The following is an 18535-nucleotide window of genomic DNA, read 5'->3' as shown; positions in this document are numbered from 1 at the left end:
CCGCGCGCTGCTTCCCTCGGTGTCCCCCATAGGACGCCGGGTACAGCGCAGGGGGTGGCTTTTATCGTTTTAGCTAACCCGCGTGTGATTAATACTCGACGCGCAACTCTGACAGGCGGACTTCGCCGGCTTCATCGGAGGCGTCCAGATCAACCGTGGCGACAAATTGATAGGCGCGATCTCCTGCTGGGTCCTTGATAATTTGCCGCACGGGCCAGCTGCGGGAGCTGGATTCTTCCAACCGGAAGTACTCGGGTCCGCGCGCCTCAGGGCCGGTATCAATGTCGTCGTATTCGTCAAAGTAGTCATCCAAGACGGCGCCAAAATCGGGGACCTCGTCCAGATAATCCAATACCTCGGCCAGGCGGTCTTCTTCCTCCAGCGCGAAGAGCTGCGCGAGGCGGAACATGTAATTGCGCACCATGATGCCAAAGGCGCGTCGGTTAGCGGTAAGGGCTGTTGGGTCTTCGACGCCAAAGGCCAGCTCGCGGTCGAGCGTATCTTGATCGATGGGGGAGTCTTCGCCGGCCATCTGCGCCCATTCATCGACAAGCGAAGAATCCACCTGGCGGATGAGCTCGCCTAACCAGACGATGATGTCTTCAATTTGGGGCGTCGTGTATTCATCGGGGATGGACTGTTTAAGGGTGCGCCAGGCATCGGTGAGATAGCGGAGGATAACGCCCTCAGAGCGGGCTAAGCCGTAAGTGGCCACCAAGTCCGAGAAGGTCATGGCATTTTCCACCATGTCGCGCACCACGGATTTCGGCCGCAGCTCGAATTCCTTTACCCACGCATTGGTTTCCGCAAAGGTATCGTAGGCCTGCTCGAGCAGCTCCTCTAGGGGTTTGGGCCAGGTAATATCCTCCACGATATTCATGCGGTCGGTGTAGTCCACCCCGTCCGCCTTGAGCGCGGCGATTTCTTCCCCGCGCCGCTTCTTCTGCTGGGCCTGCAGCACCTGCCGGGGATCATCGAGGATCGCCTCAAAGATAGAGATTACGTCAAGGTGATAGCTGTCTGCCTCTGGGTCCAACAGGGAGAGCGCGGCCAAGGCAAAGGGCCCGAGGGGCTGGTTTAGGGCAAAGTCTCGCGGCAATTCCCGCACGAGGTGGTAGGGGCGGCCGTAGATATCGAGCCCCTTCGTGGATTTTTGGACCACACCGGAATCTAGCAATCCGCGGAAGAGGTCGAGGGCGGTGAGGATGTCCTTGTTCTGCTTGCTGCGGGGATCGTGATTATCGCGCAAGAGGTGGTGCATATGCGCATAACCATCGCCGTGGCGGGCTAAGACATTGAGCAGCATCGAATTCGAGACCCGGAATTGCGAGGTCAACTGCTCCGGTTCTGCTTCCGTGAGCCGCGCAAAGGTCTTCTCGGACCAGGAGACTTCGCCCTCGCGTGCGGATTTCTTCTTGAGCTTTTTGAGCCGCTTCGGGTCATCGCCAATGCGCCTGCGGGCCTTGGCATTTTCAATCTCGTGCTCTGGGGCCTCGACGACGACGGTGCCTTCCGTGTCATAGCCCGCGCGCCCAGCGCGCCCCGCAATCTGGTGGAATTCGCGGGATTTCAAGATGCGCTGGCGTTGCCCATCAAACTTGGCCAGGCCGGTCATCAATACGGTGCGGATGGGCACGTTGATGCCCACGCCCAAGGTATCGGTGCCGCAAATAACCTTGAGGAGGCCGCGCTGCGCGAGGCGCTCCACGAGCCGTCGGTACTTGGGCAGCATTCCCGCATGGTGAATGCCAATGCCCTTGCGAAGCAACTTTGAGAGGTCCTTACCAAAGGCAGTGGTAAAGCGGAAGCCGCCGATTTCTTCAGCGATGTCCTCTTTTTCCTCTTTGTTAATGATGCCAGACAGCGAGGTCAGGGCTTGGGCCCGCTCGGCGGCCTCGCGCTGGGAAAAGTGCACGACATAAATGGGTGCCTTATTATCGGCGAGCAGCTCTTCGATGGTTTCGTGCACCGCGCTGAAAACATAGGAAAAATCCAGCGGCACCGGGCGGGTGGAGCCGGCCACTAAATTAGTCTCGCGGCCCGTGCGGCGGGTGAGATCTTCCTGCAGCCAGTCGGTATCACCGAGCGTGGCGGACATTAAGAGGAATTGCGCCTTGGGTAGCTCCAAGAGCGGCACCTGCCAGGCCCAGCCGCGATCTGGATCGGAGTAGTAGTGAAATTCGTCCATAACCACTTGGTCGATATTGGCCTCGGCGCCATCGCGAAGCGCGATATTGGCAACGATCTCAGCGGTGGCGGCGATGATGGGGGCGTTGCCGTTTACGGTGGCATCGCCAGTCATCATGCCCACGTTTTCTGCGCCGAAGATTTCACACAGCGCAAAGAACTTCTCGCTAACCAGCGCCTTAATGGGCGCGGTATAAAAACTCCGCTGCCCGCGGGCGAGGGCGATGAAATGCGCGGCGTTGGCCACCATGGACTTTCCGGACCCCGTTGGGGTCGCGAGGATGACGTTATCTCCGGCCAAGATGCCGAGCGAGGCCTCTTCCTGCGCGCGATATAAATCGATTCCCTTGCTGGTGGTCCACGAGTTAAAAGTATCCCAAATGGCCTCATCAATGAGGGACTCGGGGACTTCCGTTAAATCTGGCAGCTGTTGAGATAAGTTCACCCCCACCACCTTAGCGGCGATGGGGGCGGGTTCGTTAGATATCGTCGCCTAAGTCTCTGTCATCGTCATCGTCAGAGTCTTCGCGGTCATCGATATCCGTGTGGATAATCTCCTCGCTATCGGCTTCATCAAGCGAGGCGAGGAAGGCCTCGAACTCCTCGCTGATTTCCTCAGCGCTGGGCACGGCTTCCTCGCCCGGCATGATGGCCTGCGGGTGCTCCTGGCGGTAGCGGTCCATGAAGGCATCGTATTGCTGCTCCAATTGCTGGACCACGCCCTCAATCTCTTCCGAGCCATTGACCTGCTCATCCAGCTGGCCCTCGACGCGGGAAATATCCGCCTCAATGCTGCCCAGCGGAATATTCAGTTGAGCAGCCTTAGCCACGGAGTCAAGGAGCTCCAGGGTGGCCTGTGGGTACGGAGACGCAGCCAGGTAGTGCGGCACGTGAGCGGTATAGCCCGCTACCGTGCGGCCCTTATCCGCCAAGGCCTTTTCGATATACAGCGCCGCGGCGCCAGGAACCATCATGGTCGAATCCATCTTGACCATGCTATCCGTCAGGCGGGAGGCGGTACCGTGCGCGGTGACCACGGTGGGGCGAGTGTGCGGCACGGGCATCGGCGCGGCGTAGAGCATGATGGTGTCTTCAATATCGAATTTCTCCACCAGCTTGACCACCGCCGTGGTAAATGCTTCCCAGCGCATATCCGGCTCTGGGCCAGACAGAAGAAGGAAGGACTTGCCGGAATTATCCCGGAGCACCTTCAAACCCAAATCCATGGGTTCTACCTCGAGGGCCCGGTCATTATCGATGGTGACGGCGGGGCGGCGGGAGCGATAATCGATGAGCTCATCAGAGTTAAAGGAGGCTAGCTGGCGGTTTTCCAGCGCGGCCTTGAGGTGATCGGCGCTCGACTCAACGGCCTGGCCCGCATCGGCATAGCCGTGCATGGCAACAATCATGGTGGGGCCTTTTCCTTCACCGGAATTGTCCTTGACCACCGGAGCGGGGTACTCCAATTCGTACATGCTGCGATCTTCTTCGTGCATGATGTGTTACCTCCTTGGTCTTTTAATCTAGATCAACGACCGCCAGGACCGCACTATTCCCACACGCACTCAGGTCAGTGTTCGCGGAGTAGTTAAATAACCCATTATGCCCTAACGAGGCAACCGGCGCTAGGGCCGGTGCGGTGGGCCTGTGCATAACTGCTTGCCGATGCCCCCTTCCACCCACCTTATCCACAGATTTCGGCCCTCTGCCCGCGATGGGCTTTCGGTACTTGCCGCAGGCCCCGAAGCTAGGAGCCATGAAGATCACAACGCCACAACAGCCCATCCGTACACCCGGCGATATCCTTGCCAATATTCCAGGAATCCTCGGATTCTTCCCAGCAGAATCAATCGTCCTCATCTCCATCGAACCAACCCCAGCAGGCCGCACCATGGGGCCAGTTGCACGCATAGACCTGTCCGATGTCCCCGACGCCCTCCCAGAGATCATGAGCGCCTTTCATTGCGGTAATCCGGAAGTCGTTCTCGGCTTTATCATCTCCCAACGCGAGGAAGTAGAGCTCTGGGAGATGATCGAGGCGCTCTACCACTTCGAAGATGACAAGGGCACCGGAATCGATGCCTGCTGGCTTGTGGAAGAAATCGCTACGTCCACCGCCTACGACCTCGTCTTTGGCTTTGGCACCGGCAATGGCAAGGGCCCTATGCACGCTTGGACCGAAGGAACCATTCCCGCTATTTCCACCAGTTCCTCTATGCGCGCCTGCGTAGAAAACGGTACCTTGCCGGAGCTTTCCCGCGATGAGCTGGTCCAGCAATTTGCCCCGCACAACCCGTACTTCGGGCACGAAGAAATCGTGTCCATGCAGCGCTGCGCCGAGGAATTGTCCCGGCAAATGCGTGCCGGCCACGGGTATGGCTCAACGAATCCAACCCGGGTGGTCCAGCACCTCATCGCGGATGCGCAGTACGTATTAAGCGAGGTAGAAACCTTGGAAGAGACCCTGGATAACGAAGAATTACTCTGCGTGGGGGCAATGTGGATGTCAACGACGTGGATGCGCGACTTGGTCATCCGAGACCTCGTCGAATCCCCGCACGCGGCCGGTACCTTGCTCCTAGCCACGGCGCGCACCTTTGGCGGCACCATCCGCTATAACGCCTTGGCGCTGTTTGCAGCGACCCAGGTGGCGCAGAAATTCGGGCTTTACGCCGGTCCGGCGCTGACCGTCGCCATCGATGAGGCACCGGGCCACAATTTAAGCCAGCTCATCGCTCAGGCCTATCGCAGCGGAATGGGGGAACGCCTCATTACCAGCCTAAGCCGTGGTTGCGACGCGGCGCGGGAAGCAGCGGGGATTGATGCCGATGGCTTTGTGTAGCCCCGCGCTTTAGCGCCGCGCTTTAGCGCCGCGCCGAATGCGCCCGGTCGCCCAGCTGGCGCGTGAAATTCCACGCGTCGGTCACGATGGTTTCCAAGTCAGTGCGCTGGGGATTCCAGTCCAGCTCCCGCTTGATCTTGTCTGAGGATGCAATCAGCGTGGCTGGGTCTCCGGCACGACGCGGGGCGATCTCCGCCGGAATCTCGTGGCCGGTGACCTTCCGGCACATCTCGATGACCTGCTTGACGGAGTATCCCTCGCCGGAACCCAAGTTATAGATCCGGTGGGTGCCGGGGGCATTGCTGTGGAGGGCAAGCACGTGGGCATCGGCAAGATCGCGGATATGGATGTAGTCGCGCACCGGCGTTCCATCCGGGGTATCCCAATCCGTGCCAAACATGAAAATCTTATCTCGGTGCCCCAGAGCAACCTGCAGGACAATGGGGATGAGGTGGGTTTCAATCTCGCGGTTTTCGCCGATGGAGCCGTAGGCACCGGCGACGTTGAAATAGCGCAGGGACGTTGCCGCGAGCCCAAAGGCCTGTGCAAAAGAGGTAATCATGTAGTCGATAGCTAATTTGCTAGCGCCATAGGGGTTCGTGGGCTGGGTCGGCATGTCCTCAGTAATAGGGACCTGCTCCGGCTCGCCATAGGTGGCTGCGGTGGAAGAAAAGACGAGGCTTTTCACATCGTTATTGCGCATGGCGTTGAGCAAGCGCAGCGTGGTCACGACGTTGTGCTGCCAGTATTCGTCCGGCTTTTCCACGGATTCACCGACCAGCGAGCGGGCGGCGAAGTGGAGGACTCCCTCAAAGCCGCCTTCGCCGAGTACCTCTGCGGCCTTGTCGGCCACATCGCCTTCTACCACGCGGGCTGCGGGCGGCACGGCATCCCTATTACCCGTGGAAAAGTTATCGATGATGGTGACATCGTGGCCCTGCTCTACGAGGACTGCGGAACACACGCTGCCGACATAGCCGGCACCGCCAGTAACCAAAAGCTTCATGGCCTAGACCTCCACGCGCACGGCGTGTGCGAGATCATCTGCCAAGGTGATGACCTTACCCGAGGGAGTGGTAAGCGAAATCGTGCCGCCATTATTGACCACGGTGACCTCGGTACCGATGCGGATGCCAGCCTCTGCGAGTTCCCGGAAGGTGGCCTCATCCACCTGCAGGATCTCGTTAATCTGGATAATCTTTGCGGACTTCTCTTCGCCATCGGGGAGATCGATAGCCCGCGTCCCAATCGATGGCTCGGGGACCTGGAAGCCCAGTTCCGCCAGCGCCGGAATGGGGTTGCCAAAAGGCGAGCGGCTAGGGTCATCGAGGACCGATACCATGCGCTTTTCCACCTCTTCGCTCATCACGTGCTCCCAGCGGCAGGCCTCATCGTGGACCTTGCTGATATCGAGCCCGAGGACATCAGTAAGCAAACGCTCCGCGAGTCGGTGCTTGCGCATAACCGCCGTGGCCAATTCGCGTCCCTTTTCGGTTAGATCCAAGCTCCTGTCCGAACGAACGTGGAGGAGGCCATCGCGCTCCATGCGAGCAACGGTTTGGGATACGGTAGGTCCGGACTGCTCTAGGCGTTCCGCAATCCGGGCGCGCAGGGGAGTGATGCCTTCTTCTTCCAATTCATAAATGGTCCGAAGGTACATCTCAGTAGTATCAACGAGGTCCCTCACGTGGGCATACCTTTCTTTGAAAACAGTAATGCGTGCCGTGCGCAAAGCAGACAGCGCTTTTTACATTCTGTATCCAGACTAGCTTAAGTTGCCCTAAGTTTGCTGGAGAGATTTTAAGGAGACGAGTTCGTACTCGCCGCTTGCATAGAGAACGCGACCTCGAAAGCACACTGGAAAAATTCTCGGCGGCACAGTCGAGGTCGCGATTAAATATGGTTCAGGAGGCGAAAAGTTCTACAGCGCGTACTCGCGCAGGCGGTCGGCGCGGTTGCCATCGCGCAACTTTGCCATGACCTCACGCTCGATTTGGCGTACGCGTTCGCGGGAGAGCCCGAACCGGCGACCAATCTGGTCGAGGGTGCGTGGCACGCCGTCATCCAAGCCGTAGCGCAGGCGAATGACGTCCTGCTCGCGCTTTTCTAGCGTATCGATGACACCGCGAATATCGGAGTGGCGCATGGAGGCCACGACGGCGGTCTCAGCATCGGTAGCCTCAGCATCCTCGATGAAGTCACCCAATGGGGCTTCCTCGTCGGTGCCGACGGGCATATCGAGCGAGACGGGATCGCGGGACTGGCGCAGCAGCATCTCGATCTTGTTCTCATCAATGCCGGATTCCTCAGACAGTTCCTCATTGGTCGCCTCGCGGCCCAAGGACTGATACATCTCACGCTTGATGCGGGAAAGCTTATTGACCTGTTCCACCAGGTGGACCGGCAGGCGGATGGTGCGCGATTGGTCGGCCATGCCGCGGGTAATGGCCTGTCGGATCCACCACGTCGCGTAGGTGGAGAACTTAAAGCCCTTGGCGTAATCGAACTTTTCCATGGCGCGGATAAGGCCCAAGTTGCCCTCCTGGATGAGGTCCAATAGTGGCATTCCGCGGCCGGTGTAGCGCTTGGCCAGGGAGACTACGAGTCGAAGGTTTGCCTCCAGCAGGTGGGAGCGGGCCTTCTTGCCTTCGCGGGCCAAGATCTTCAGGTCGCGCTTTTCTGCGCGCGTCAGCTTCTCTGCATTATTGAGCTTGTATTCTGCATACAGGCCTACCTCGATGGTTTGCGCGAGTTCAACCTCGTCCTCGGCGCTGAGCAGGTCGGTCTTACCGATTCCGTTGAGGTAGACGCGTACCAAGTCCGCGGAGGGATTGTCATTGGTTTGATTGCGGCGAGACCCGCGGTCTACTTCCTGTTCCTCATCAGTAGTGGCAGTCGAAGTGCCATTGGCGGTGTTGGCAGATGGATTCGTCATCTTTTCAGCCTCCTGAAATTGTCGCCTGTTTCAAAAAGTACAACGGTGTGAGGACGCATTTAGTTCCCGCCCATCCTGAAATGTTTAAAACAGCGACGTGCCGGCCGCTTTGGTCCACCTTTTTGGGGGCGTCGGCAAGCACAGGCGCCACGTGGATGCAGTAAAACCGCTACATCCACGTGGCGGGGTAGTCTTAGCCGCGGACCTGTACGAGGTAGCGATAGACCGTGGGCTCAGATACGCCGAGCCGGGTGGCCGCCGCGGCGATGCCGCCTTTGAGGAGGAAGAAGCCAGCATCCTCGAGGGAAGCGATGACCTCTAGCCGTTCGTGGCGCTGCATCGACTCGACCGGGGTGGAGTGCGTGGAAATCGCGGAATCCAGCATGGAGTCCAAGAGGTGCTCGACGTTGGAGCGCAGCGATTCGCTATAGGGCGCCTCCGGCTTTTTCTGCGCGGGCGCTTCCGGTGCGGGAGTGGGCTGCGGCGTGGTGATGCCAGGGTAGCCGCCGAAGGCCTTCGCCTTATCGATGGCCGGCTCGGTACCGCCTATCAACGAGTTAGCCGCATCGCGGATCTGGATAAGCTCGGATAATTCCACATTGATGCAAAGCATGCCGCGCATATGGCCGGTGGCATCGCGCAGGAAATAGCTCGAGGAGCGGCAGACTTTTCCCTCGCTATTGACCGCGCGGTACCCGGTCATCATAGGAACGGCCGCGGCGTCGCCCTGTTTCATGAACCAGAGCGCAAAGTCTGTGACCGGGCCGCCTAGTTCGCGGCCGGAGATGTGTCCATTGGCAATGGCGATGATGGATTTATCGGGTACATCGAGATCATGAAGCACGATTTCGGTGTTGGGGCCCATGGCCTGACCGAGGAAATCGACGAGTGGTATGTACTGCTCGAGGAAGTTTTCTTCGGGGGCATGGCTGCTAGAAAGATTCATCAGCTGAAGCATGTCCTTATAATTCCTGTCAGATTATTGATAAGGTACCACAAAGTAACGACAAAGGAGGCGAGTACCCGGCCGTGCCTAAGTACTCGCCTCCTTTAAAGGCGCTCTTTCCGGAGCCTAGGTTGCCGGCATTAACCACATACCGGAATGGGCGGGTGCACCGCTAGGGCTAGGCCGCCCTGTGAGGTCTCCCGGTATTTGGCGTTGATGTCCTTACCGGTGTTGTACATGGTCCAGATGACCTCATCGAGGCTGACACACGGCTTGCTTTCGCGGTCCAGGGCCATGCGTGCGCTGGTAATGGCGTCTACCGCAGCTACGGCGTTGCGCTCGATGCAGGGGACTTGCACCTGGCCTAGGACTGGGTCACACGTCAGGCCCAATTTGTGTTCCATACCGATTTCGGCGGCCACGCACACCTGTTCCGGTGTCGCCCCCATCAGTTGGGCCAGCCCGGCTGCTGCCATGGAGCAGGCGACGCCAATTTCTCCTTGGCAGCCAACTTCCGCACCGGAAATGGAGGCGTTCATCTTGTAGAGCGCGGCGATGTGGTTGCAGGCGAAGATATAGTCCGCGAACATGCTCGGGGTGACTGGCTCGACGAATTCATCGAAATAGGCCAGGACCGCAGGCACGACGCCGCATGCGCCATTAGTCGGCGCGGTGACGACGCGGCCACAGGCGGCATTTTCCTCCGAAATGGCCAGGGCAAACATGTTTACCCAGCTCAAAATGTTGAGGCCATCGTGCGGGTCGGATTGTTCCAGCCTGCGCTTCAGGGCGGCGGCGCGGCGCGGTACGAGCAGGGCACCGGGGAGCGGGCCATCGGTGGTGGAGCCGCGCTTGATGCCGGTGTACATGACATCGCGGACCTTGCGCAGGTGCTCGTCGATGTCCTCATCGCTGTGCAGCGCCCTTTCATTGGCCCGACCGAGCTCAGGCAGCGTCATATTATTGGTTTCGCACAGCGCCAGTAGTTCTTCCGCGCTGGAATAAGCGAATGGGACCTCGACGGAATCCTGGGTGCGCATGGCGAAGTCTTCTTGCTTGACGATGAACCCGCCGCCCACCGAGTAGTAGGTCTTGTGCAGGATGTCTTCCTCGCCGGCAAAGGCGATAAGGCACATGCCGTTTTCGTGCATGGGCAGGTATTCATCGTGGAAGTAGAATCCGCCGTCTTTGGGGAAGCCCACCGTGTGCGTGCCACCGAGCAGGAGCGTTTCGCTCTGGTTGACCTCCTTCATGAAGGCGGAGATGCCGTCGATATCGACGGTTTCTGGTTCTTCGCCGGCCAGGCCCAACAGGATGGCCTTATCGGTGGAGTGGCCCACACCGGTCAAGGAGAGGGAGCCGTAGACGTTGGCCTGGACGCGGGTGACCTTATCCATGAGGCCTTTTTCTTTGAGTTCGTCGACGAAGGCCTTGCCGGCTTTCATTGGCCCAAGCGTGTGTGAGCTTGAGGGGCCGATGCCGATCTTGAACATATCGAAGATACTGATGAACATGGTTTTTCTCCTGGAAAATCCTGAGAAGTGGGTGCTGCTTAGAAAGCCTGCACGATGGAGTAGATGATGGTGGCCAGGGCAACGAGGCCCATGATGAAGACGAAGTAGTTGGAGGCTTTGCCCTTGAAGCGGGCGAGTGCTGGAACCTTGTGGATGGCAATCATCGGGATAAGGAACAGCATGATGGCGATGGTCGGGCCGCAGAGGGTCTCGATCATGCCGAGGATGGAAGGATCCGCCCAGGCAACGAGCCACGCGGTTACCAGCATGAAGACAAGCGTGATGGTGTCGAGCTTGTGGCTGGATTCTGCATCATCTTTATTGGCATTTTTGCTGCCTTTGACCAGGAGGCCTTCAAAGCCTTCTGCAGCGCCGAGGTAGTGGCCCAAGAAGGACTTGGCTACGGCAATCATGGCGATGATGGGGGCAATCCACTGGATGAGGGGGTTGTCAAAGTGGTTGGCCAGGTAAGACAGGATGGTGATGTTTTGTTCCTTAGCCTCGGCCATATCTGCAGGAGAAAGGCTGAGCGCGCAGGAGAAGACGAAGAACATCACGACGACGACCATGAGGATTTCCGCGCGGAGCAAGATCTTGCGGGACTTGTATTCCGCGTACTTGCCGTAGGTTTGGCGGCGGTCGACGGCGAAGGAAGAAATCATGGGCGAATGGTTAAAGGAGAAGACCATGACCGGGACCAAGAGCATCAAGGTAATGCCCATGCTGTGGCCGGAGGCTTCGCGCGCGACGCTGAGGTCGAAGCTGTCAAAGAGTGCGGTATTCCACTTGGGGATGAGGTATAGCGAGAGTAGTACCAGGATGCCGATGAATGGGTAGACCAAGTAGGACATGACGTGGACGACCACGTTTTTACCCATGCGCACGACGAGGATGAGGCCGCCGACGAGAACCAGCGAGGTAAGCCAGCGATCTGGAGGGGTGATACCTAGCTGGTGATCCAGGAAGGAGTTCACCGTGTTGGTGATGGTTACCGAGTACACCAAGAGGATGGGGTAGACGGAGAGGAAGTAGAGGATATTCATCAACACGCCGGCTTTAACGCCGAAGTGTTCTTCCACGACGTCGGTGAGATCGCCGTCTGGCTTTGAGCTGGAGAGGACCAGGCGGGTCATGCCGCGGTGGGCCCAATAGGTCATCGGCAAGGCGACGACCGTCATGATGAGAAGCGGGATGATGCCGCCGATGCCCGCGTTGATGGGAAGGAAGAGTACGCCGGCGCCAATTGCGGTGCCGAATAGGGAGAGCATCCATACGGTGTCTTCCTTGTTCCACGCTGGGGCGCCTTCTTGGCCCGCAAATGGCGTTTCTATGCCGTCAGCGGGTGGCTTTTCTTCTGCGGGTAGTTGTTCCGGAATTTGCGCGTCGTGTTCCGGGTGTTCGACTTGTCCGTGGCGCAAGAGCTTGTGGGACATTTTCTTTCCTCCTCTGCATGGGGTTGACCGAAGCTTGAGGGCTCCTGTCACCCTGGAGTGAGAAAAGATTTTCTCTCACCAGCGTGCGCGGGAAAGGGACTGAAATTATTTTTTCAGCTTGTATCCAGCCCATTCGCTTCGTTGCACGTTAAGTATAAGCCCGCGATGATGCCACGTGATAATAATTTATTGTATTCCGGGTAGGTTAATTATCACTCTGAAAAAGCTTGCGCGGCACCCAGAGATATGCATTGTTGAACAAAGTTGCCCATTGTGCGATCTAGCTCATAGATAATTCTGGGTGTGAGTGGGCGCTCGCGCAGGTAGACGCCGGATGAAGAGAAAATGCAGGAGAGGAAATTAGGTCTCGACCAAAACCGTAAATGGGCCTTCGTTGACGGAAGACACGCGCATCATAGCCCCGAATTGGCCTGATTCGACCGCGATAGCGCGCTCGCGGAGGCGCTCGATGATGTACTCGATGACCGGCTCGGCCTCTTCTCCCGGTGCAGCATCGGCCCACGATGGGCGCCGCCCCTTGGCGGTGCGGCCATACAGCGTGAACTGACTGACCACCAAGACTGGGGCTCCGGCATCTGCAACCGATGCTTCACCGTCTAGGATGCGCAGCTCCGCTATCTTGCGGGCCATCTTTTCCGCGCGCGGTTTCCAATCGGCTAAATCCTCCCGGGAGACACCGACGAGGGCTAAAAGCCCGCCGGTCTCAGGGCAGTCGATGGCGCCGACGGTCTCGCCCGCAACGGTGACAGCTGCTTCGGATACGCGGGTTAGTACTGCGCGCATGCCTGTACCTTCCTTTCCTGGGTGTTCGGAGCTATTCGGTGTGGGCAGCCGGGGAAGCATCATCCTCGAGCAGCAGATCGGCGGGGATGAGCAGGCCGTGGCGAACCATATCGATGATGGCGGGAAGCGCGGCCGCGGTCAGTTCTGCCTCATCGAAGCCGTGCGCCACCGCATACAGGCCAACGGTCTCTCCAAGGTTGAGCCCATGGGGAGATAAGCCAGCTACGATTGCTGCCAAGTGTTCATCGACTTCGTGGCTCCACCGGGGCCCATCGGTACGCGTCAAGCGGATAACCGCCCGGTTAAATCCTTGTTTATTATCCGTATCGGCTACGCTGACTTCTTCCTTGGCCACCTGTGGACGAACTTGGAAGTGCTTGCCTTCTAGCTCACCAGGAACCAAGTCGCGCAGCCAGGCCACGCGGGCGAAGTATTCCTCCACCTCGGGTCCCAATGGGTCACTAAAGTGCTGCGGCATTTCCTCGGCCAAGATATCGGAGGGCGCGTCTTCGGCAATTTTTTGAATGGCGACGAACCCAAACCCGATTCCCGTGACATCGTGGTGATGGAAATGATCCAGCCAGGCCTTTGAGCGCGCCTTGCCCTCATCGCTGCGCACATCAAGCGATTCGTCCTTGAGCCAGGTGGATACGTAGAGGGAAGGATCGGCGACATCCCGCTGAATGATCCAGGCAGCCACGCCCTTATCCGGCAGCCACGAGGCCACGCGCTGCTGCCAAGTCTGTCCACCGGTTTGTACCCAGGCGGCGAGCAAATGCGCGGTTCCGCCCGGGGTGAGGTGATCCACTGCCTGGGATACCACCAATTCGCTAGCCCCATCCAAGTTCAGGCCAGAATCGCGGTAGACATGGCCCACCTCAGGAAGGCCAACGACGAATGGGGGATTGGCAACAATGCGGTCAAAGGTGCGCCCCGCAACGGGCTCGAACCACGAGCCCTCTACAAGCTCTACCTCTGTGTTAGCCCCCGCGGCAGCGACGGTGGCGCCGGCCAAATCAAGCGCGCGCCGGTGGACATCTGTCGCGGTAATGCTGTGTGCGCACTTGAGCTGACCAAGCAACTGCACTCCCGAACCTGTGCCCAGATCGAGCACCGTTGATACCGGGCTTACCGGCGTCGATTGCAAAAGCGAGAGGCTTGCCGCCCCGACGCCCAAGACATGATCCGCGCCGGGGACGTGGCTCACCAGCGAGGCATCGACATCGGAAAAGACGAGGCGGTTGGAGCCGACGATGATATGGGGCCGGATATCGAGGGCAATGTAGATGCTGCCGCGATCATCGGAAAGTGCCACGCCGGCATCCAGGAGCTTGGCGGCAAGGCGGGCCCCGAGGGCATCGGCAAGCAGCGTGGCCGGCAGATGCTCATGCAGCAGGAAGAAGCGGATGAGCGTATCCAGCTGGGAATTACCGGCGGTGCCGCGCGCCACCGCGGCAGGCTCACCGCGGTAGAGGGCCTCCGTAAGCTCCGGACCCAAATGCCCAGCTAAACCATCGGTAGTAAAACTGGCCTGCGAAAAAGCCTCCGCTAATTCTGGGGCAAGATCGCGCAGCGCGGCGGCATCGAAATGAGGGCCAAAGGACGTCATGCTGGGAGAAGATCCTTTCCAGTCGTGCTATTCATGCGGGTTATGCGCCTAATCGGAGGCTGCATCGTCATGGTCAATAACGGAATGCTGAGATTCGATTGCTTTGGAGCCACCGCGGGAAATCTGTTGGTTCTGATACTGCGAATATAGCTGACGATTCATCGCGGGTTTATAGACATTCTTATCCCGCTTGTCCTTCTTCTCACCGCGGCTATTGCCAATGACCACGGCAATCCACGGCAAAGGAAAGGTCACGCCCACGATAATCGCCGCGAGCAACCACCAATGCATGTACAAAAAGACCCCGGCAATGAGCAGAGACGGCACGCGCAGGAATTGGAAAAATCCGTACCACAGCTCCCGGCGCCTGCGATCTTGTGCGGGCGAGAGCTTGGCATCCGTGATGAGAAAACGTTCCTTTTTGCCAAACACTTAAATTACGCACCACCCTGGAGCGCGGCGCGTAACCCTACAACAGGGGAGAGGAGAGCCGGCATTGGAGTGCGTAGAGTGTGCATGTTCTCCAAGGGTAGACGCATGACTCGCAAAGTTCGATGCTGATGCGGCAAAATGGGGTGCGTGACTACGACTACGAAGACAATTGAACGGCCAGATATTCGTGAAGACACTTCGACGACGGATAATGACACGCCGAAGTTCTTCCACTACGTCAAAAAGGATCAGATTCTCGATTCCGCGGTCAACGGAAAATACGTCGTTGCTCTGTGCGGTGAGACCTTCCCGGTAACCAAACAGGCAAAGCCGGGCTCGCCGGTCTGCCCCGATTGCGAACGCGTTTTTAAGGGTCTTCGCCGCAAGTGAGGACGTTTAAGAAGACGAACCTCCGCGCGTGGCAGCAATCAGCCCTCGATAAATTCCTCGCCACCAAGCCACAAGATTTTATGGCCGTGGCGACCCCAGGTGCGGGTAAAACCACCTTTGCTCTGCGCATCGCGACGGAGCTTATGGAAGACCGCACGGTAGAGCGCGTCATCGTCGTGGTGCCTACCGAGCACCTGAAGACGCAGTGGTCTGCCGCCGCCGCGCGGGTGGGCTTGGCCTTGGATCCTGCCTTCACGAACTCCTCTGCGGTCAATCCCAGCATGGATGGCATCGTGGTGACCTATGCCCAAGTGGGCATGCACCCCTTCAAACACCGCGCCGTTGCCTCCGCGCGGCGCACCTTGGTGATCTTGGACGAGATCCACCACGCCGGCGATGCCAAAAGCTGGGGCGATGGCGTGAAGGAGGCCTACGACGACGTCAACCACCGCCTCGCGCTGACCGGTACGCCGTTTCGCTCCGATGAATCGCCCATCCCCTTTGTGCGCTATGAGGACGATGGGGAAGGCCACAAGGTCTCGCGCGCCGACCACACTTACGATTACGGCGATGCGCTTGCCGATGGCGTCGTGCGCCCCGTCGTCTTCCTGTCCTACTCCGGTGAGGCTCGCTGGCGGGACTCCGCCGGGGAGGAGCACTCCGCGCGACTGGGTGACATCATGAACGTGGAACAAACCGCGCGCGCCTGGCGCACCGCGCTCGACCCCAAGGGCGAATGGATCCCCGCCGTGCTGCAGGCGGCGCATACCCGCTTGATGCAGATGCGGCGCAATATGCCGGATGCCGGCGGGCTCGTGCTCGCTTCCGATACCACCACCGCCCGCGCCTACGCGAAAATCCTCAAGCAACTCTCCAATACCCCAGTCTCGGTTATTTTGTCCGATGACCCAGGTTCCTCGGACCGCATTCAAGAATTTGCGGACTCCACCGATGAATGGATGGTTGCCGTACGCATGGTGTCTGAGGGCGTCGACGTGCCCCGCCTCGCGGTCGGAGTCTACGCCACGTCCGCGTCGACCCCCTTGTTCTTCGCCCAGGCAATCGGCCGCTTTGTGCGCTCCCGCATGCCTGGCGAAACCGCCTCGGTCTTCCTTCCCTCCGTCCCCGTGCTGCTCGGCCTTGCCGAGCACATGGAAAAATCCCGCGACCACGTCTTGGGCAAAGAAAAGACCGAGAAAGAAGGCTGGGACGACGAGCTACTCGAGCAGGCAAACCAGAAAAAGACCGAACCGGACATGCTGGAAAAGTCCTACGAGTCTTTAGGCGCCGAAGCCGAATTCTCTGGCCTGCTCTATAACGGCTCGCAGTTTAATACCGGCGACATGACCTCTGATGAGGAGGCCGATTTCCTCGGCATCCCCGGGCTCCTCGACGCCGACCAGGTCAAAGACCTCTTGCGCAAGAAGCAATCTGAGGAGATGGACCGCCGCGAGGCCGAGGAGAAGGCGCGCCGGGCCGCCGAGGCAGAAGAGGCCCACCGCCGCAAGATCTACGGCATGGGTCATGCGCCCGCCGCGAAGCAGCAAGAGTCCGATGCCGCAGAGGATACCGGCGTGGTGGATGAGCTCGGCGCGCTGCGCAAGGAGCTCAACACGGTGGTCTCCATCGCCGCGCAGAGCTCCGGCCGGCCGCACGGTGCCATCCACACCGAGGTCCGCAAGGCCTGCGGCGGACCGCCCACCGCGTTGTGTAGCGCGGACCAATTGCGCGAGCGTATCAATTACCTGCGCAAGTGGTAGCGCGCCTCTCCGTCGCTGGTTGGCTGCTGGCCGGCTCCGGGGTTGGTGCCGCGCTTGTTTCGCGACGCCAGCCCATAGGAGGGAAGTAGGCACATTAAAAGGCCGCACCACCGTGGTGCGGCCTTAATGCTGTGTGAGGCGGGCGAGTTTTCTAGTCGAGGTAATCGCGCAATACCTGCGAACGAGAGGGGTGGCGCAGCTTCGACATCGTCTTGGACTCGATCTGACGGATGCGCTCGCGGGTAACGCCGTAGACCTGGCCGATTTCGTCTAAAGTGCGCGGCATGCCATCGGTAAGCCCGAAGCGCAAGCGGACGACGCCGGCTTCGCGCTCAGACAACGTGGTCAGCACGTCCTGGAGCTGGTCCTGCAGCAAGGTGAAGGACACGGCATCGACGGCGATGACGGCCTCAGAGTCCTCGATGAAGTCACCCAACTGGGAATCGCCCTCATCACCGATGGTCTGGTCCAGCGAGATGGGCTCACGCGCATACTGCTGAATTTCCATCACCTTTTCTTCGGTGATGTCCATTTCCTTCGCCAGCTCCTGCGGGGTGGGCTCGCGGCCCAGGTCCTGGAGCAGCTCGCGCTGGATGCGTCCCAGCTTGTTGATGACCTCCACCATGTGTACCGGGATGCGGATGGTGCGGGCCTGGTCTGCCATGGCGCGGGTAATGGCCTGGCGGATCCACCACGTGGCATAGGTAGAGAACTTGTAGCCCTTGGTGTAGTCGAACTTTTCTACCGCACGGATAAGGCCCAAGTTGCCTTCCTGGATAAGGTCCAAGAAAGCCATGCCGCGGCCGGTGTAGCGCTTGGCCAAGGAGACCACAAGGCGAAGGTTGGCCTCCAACAGGTGGTTCTTAGCCTTTCGTCCGTCCCTAGCGATGCTACGCAGGTCGCGCTTTTCCATGGGGGAGAGCTTGGCAGCCTTATCGCCCTCCGCGCGAGCCTTTTCCATCTCGTCCATGCGGTGCTGTGCGTATAGGCCGGCCTCAATGCGCTTTGCCAAAGAGACCTCCTGCTCAGCATTCAGCAAGGCAACCTTACCGATCTGCTTGAGGTACGCGCGCACGGAGTCGGCGGAGGCGGTCAGCTGTGCATCCTTGCGCGCCTGGCGCAGGGCGACGGATTCTTCCTCATCCCAGACAGAGGACGTATCTTCTACTTCGTCCTCGTCTTCTTCTTCGCCCAACTCTTCCTGAATATCGTCTTCATCGAGGTCAGTGGGGCCATCGAATTCGTCCTCTTCGATGTCCTCATGAGTTGGGTCGAAGTCGACGTCATCCGCAGGGGCATCTTGCTCAACGGAATCGAGCTGATCCTCTGCGTCCTCAGCCTCCGACGGCGCTTTCTCCGCGGAGTTTGCAGGGGAGTCTTGCGGTTCCGCCGCAGAGGCTCGCACGGTCTTCTTGACAGCTTTCTTGGCTGATTTCTTCGCCGACTTCTTGGCGGTTTTCTTCGCCGTTTTCTTGGCAGTCTTTTTCGCCGTCTTTTTAGCTGTCTTCTTGGCGGTTTTCTTCGCCGTTTTCTTTGCCGTCTTTTTGGCGGTCTTCTTTGCAGGAGTAGATGCCTCGACAGACTTATCGTCCTCGCCGAGTGCCTGGTCTGAAGAATCAGTGGCTGCCACGTACGCCCTTTCGACTTACTACTTGATGGGAATAGCTCACCGCACCCGCACAG

The 18535-nt window shown here is 59.1% G+C and carries 15 protein-coding genes; 3 read left to right on the top strand and 12 right to left on the bottom strand.

Annotated elements, in window-relative coordinates; translation table 11 throughout:
- Positions 1-88: 88 nt before the first annotated feature.
- Together ACP8IT_RS07280 and ACP8IT_RS07275 are read right to left on the bottom strand one after the other, a co-directional pair.
- A complete protein-coding gene (locus ACP8IT_RS07280; protein WP_490289821.1) occupies positions 89-2632 on the bottom strand; it encodes a DEAD/DEAH box helicase in 2544 nt (847 codons plus the stop codon).
- Between the two features lie 34 nt (positions 2633-2666).
- Entirely contained in the window at positions 2667-3683 is a 1017-nt protein-coding gene (locus tag ACP8IT_RS07275; RefSeq protein WP_005278919.1) for a PAC2 family protein, read from the bottom strand.
- 260 nt (positions 3684-3943) lie between these two features.
- Here ACP8IT_RS07275 and ACP8IT_RS07270 point away from each other — a divergent pair, with 260 nt between their 5' ends.
- Complete coding sequence (locus ACP8IT_RS07270; RefSeq protein ID WP_349887745.1) at positions 3944-5029, top strand: DUF4192 domain-containing protein; 1086 nt, start codon at positions 3944-3946, stop codon at positions 5027-5029.
- A gap of 22 nt (positions 5030-5051) precedes the next feature.
- Here the strand turns inward: ACP8IT_RS07270 and galE are convergent, their stop codons facing one another.
- From galE to ACP8IT_RS07225, 9 genes are all read right to left on the bottom strand, one after another.
- Complete coding sequence (gene galE, locus ACP8IT_RS07265) at positions 5052-6035, bottom strand: UDP-glucose 4-epimerase GalE (RefSeq protein ID WP_005278922.1); 984 nt, start codon at positions 6033-6035, stop codon at positions 5052-5054.
- Between the two features lie 3 nt (positions 6036-6038).
- The gene (locus ACP8IT_RS07260) at positions 6039-6716 is read right to left on the bottom strand and encodes a metal-dependent transcriptional regulator (protein WP_023017369.1); all 678 of its coding nucleotides are present in this window, start codon (positions 6714-6716) and stop codon (positions 6039-6041) included.
- Between the two features lie 234 nt (positions 6717-6950).
- The gene (locus ACP8IT_RS07255) at positions 6951-7964 is read right to left on the bottom strand and encodes a sigma-70 family RNA polymerase sigma factor (protein ID WP_005278926.1); all 1014 of its coding nucleotides are present in this window, start codon (positions 7962-7964) and stop codon (positions 6951-6953) included.
- Between the two features lie 193 nt (positions 7965-8157).
- Entirely contained in the window at positions 8158-8922 is a 765-nt protein-coding gene (locus tag ACP8IT_RS07250) for a helix-turn-helix transcriptional regulator (RefSeq protein WP_005278928.1), read from the bottom strand.
- Positions 8923-9050: 128 nt separating this feature from the next.
- Positions 9051-10424: an L-serine ammonia-lyase gene (locus ACP8IT_RS07245; protein WP_005278930.1), complete on the bottom strand. Its 1374-nt coding sequence runs from the start codon at positions 10422-10424 to the stop codon at positions 9051-9053.
- 38 nt (positions 10425-10462) lie between these two features.
- Positions 10463-11857: an SLC5/6 family protein gene (locus tag ACP8IT_RS07240; protein WP_005278931.1), complete on the bottom strand. Its 1395-nt coding sequence runs from the start codon at positions 11855-11857 to the stop codon at positions 10463-10465.
- A gap of 360 nt (positions 11858-12217) precedes the next feature.
- On the bottom strand, positions 12218-12661 hold the full coding sequence (gene dtd / locus ACP8IT_RS07235) for a D-aminoacyl-tRNA deacylase (RefSeq protein WP_490289820.1): 444 nt from the start codon (positions 12659-12661) through the stop codon (positions 12218-12220).
- 31 nt (positions 12662-12692) lie between these two features.
- Entirely contained in the window at positions 12693-14270 is a 1578-nt protein-coding gene (locus ACP8IT_RS07230) for a DUF7782 domain-containing protein (RefSeq protein WP_490289819.1), read from the bottom strand.
- Between the two features lie 48 nt (positions 14271-14318).
- Positions 14319-14702, bottom strand: a complete 384-nt coding sequence (locus ACP8IT_RS07225) for a DUF3099 domain-containing protein (RefSeq protein WP_023017374.1) — start codon at positions 14700-14702, stop codon at positions 14319-14321.
- Positions 14703-14840: 138 nt separating this feature from the next.
- Between ACP8IT_RS07225 and ACP8IT_RS07220 the strand changes: the two genes are divergently transcribed.
- Positions 14841-15092 (top strand): DUF3039 domain-containing protein, encoded by a 252-nt coding sequence (locus tag ACP8IT_RS07220; protein WP_005278940.1) that lies wholly within the window; start codon positions 14841-14843, stop codon positions 15090-15092.
- The gene (locus ACP8IT_RS07215) at positions 15089-16852 is read left to right on the top strand and encodes a DEAD/DEAH box helicase (RefSeq protein ID WP_023030626.1); all 1764 of its coding nucleotides are present in this window, start codon (positions 15089-15091) and stop codon (positions 16850-16852) included. The genes ACP8IT_RS07220 and ACP8IT_RS07215 overlap by 4 nt, the downstream gene beginning before the upstream one ends.
- 151 nt (positions 16853-17003) lie before the next feature.
- Here the strand turns inward: ACP8IT_RS07215 and ACP8IT_RS07210 are convergent, their stop codons facing one another.
- On the bottom strand, positions 17004-18482 hold the full coding sequence (locus ACP8IT_RS07210; protein ID WP_237799479.1) for an RNA polymerase sigma factor: 1479 nt from the start codon (positions 18480-18482) through the stop codon (positions 17004-17006).
- Positions 18483-18535 lie beyond the last annotated feature (53 nt).

This window comes from Corynebacterium sp. LaCa_23 (genome assembly GCF_058182375.1).
The sequence above is the reverse complement of the archived record's forward strand: the minus strand, read 5'-3'. Positions and strand labels throughout refer to the sequence as shown.

What these genes read in the sequence shown, in the direction of transcription:
- ACP8IT_RS07275 (WP_005278919.1), bottom strand. Translation starts at nt 3,683, where the DNA reads ATGCACGAAGAAGATCGCAGCATGTACGAATTGGAGTACCCCGCTCCG.
- ACP8IT_RS07270 (WP_349887745.1), top strand. Translation starts at nt 3,944, where the DNA reads ATGAAGATCACAACGCCACAACAGCCCATCCGTACACCCGGCGATATC.
- galE (WP_005278922.1), bottom strand. Translation starts at nt 6,035, where the DNA reads ATGAAGCTTTTGGTTACTGGCGGTGCCGGCTATGTCGGCAGCGTGTGT.
- ACP8IT_RS07255 (WP_005278926.1), bottom strand. Translation starts at nt 7,964, where the DNA reads ATGACGAATCCATCTGCCAACACCGCCAATGGCACTTCGACTGCCACT.
- ACP8IT_RS07250 (WP_005278928.1), bottom strand. Translation starts at nt 8,922, where the DNA reads ATGCTTCAGCTGATGAATCTTTCTAGCAGCCATGCCCCCGAAGAAAAC.
- ACP8IT_RS07245 (WP_005278930.1), bottom strand. Translation starts at nt 10,424, where the DNA reads ATGTTCATCAGTATCTTCGATATGTTCAAGATCGGCATCGGCCCCTCA.
- ACP8IT_RS07240 (WP_005278931.1), bottom strand. Translation starts at nt 11,857, where the DNA reads ATGTCCCACAAGCTCTTGCGCCACGGACAAGTCGAACACCCGGAACAC.
- dtd (WP_490289820.1), bottom strand. Translation starts at nt 12,661, where the DNA reads ATGCGCGCAGTACTAACCCGCGTATCCGAAGCAGCTGTCACCGTTGCG.
- ACP8IT_RS07230 (WP_490289819.1), bottom strand. Translation starts at nt 14,270, where the DNA reads ATGACGTCCTTTGGCCCTCATTTCGATGCCGCCGCGCTGCGCGATCTT.
- ACP8IT_RS07220 (WP_005278940.1), top strand. Translation starts at nt 14,841, where the DNA reads ATGGGGTGCGTGACTACGACTACGAAGACAATTGAACGGCCAGATATT.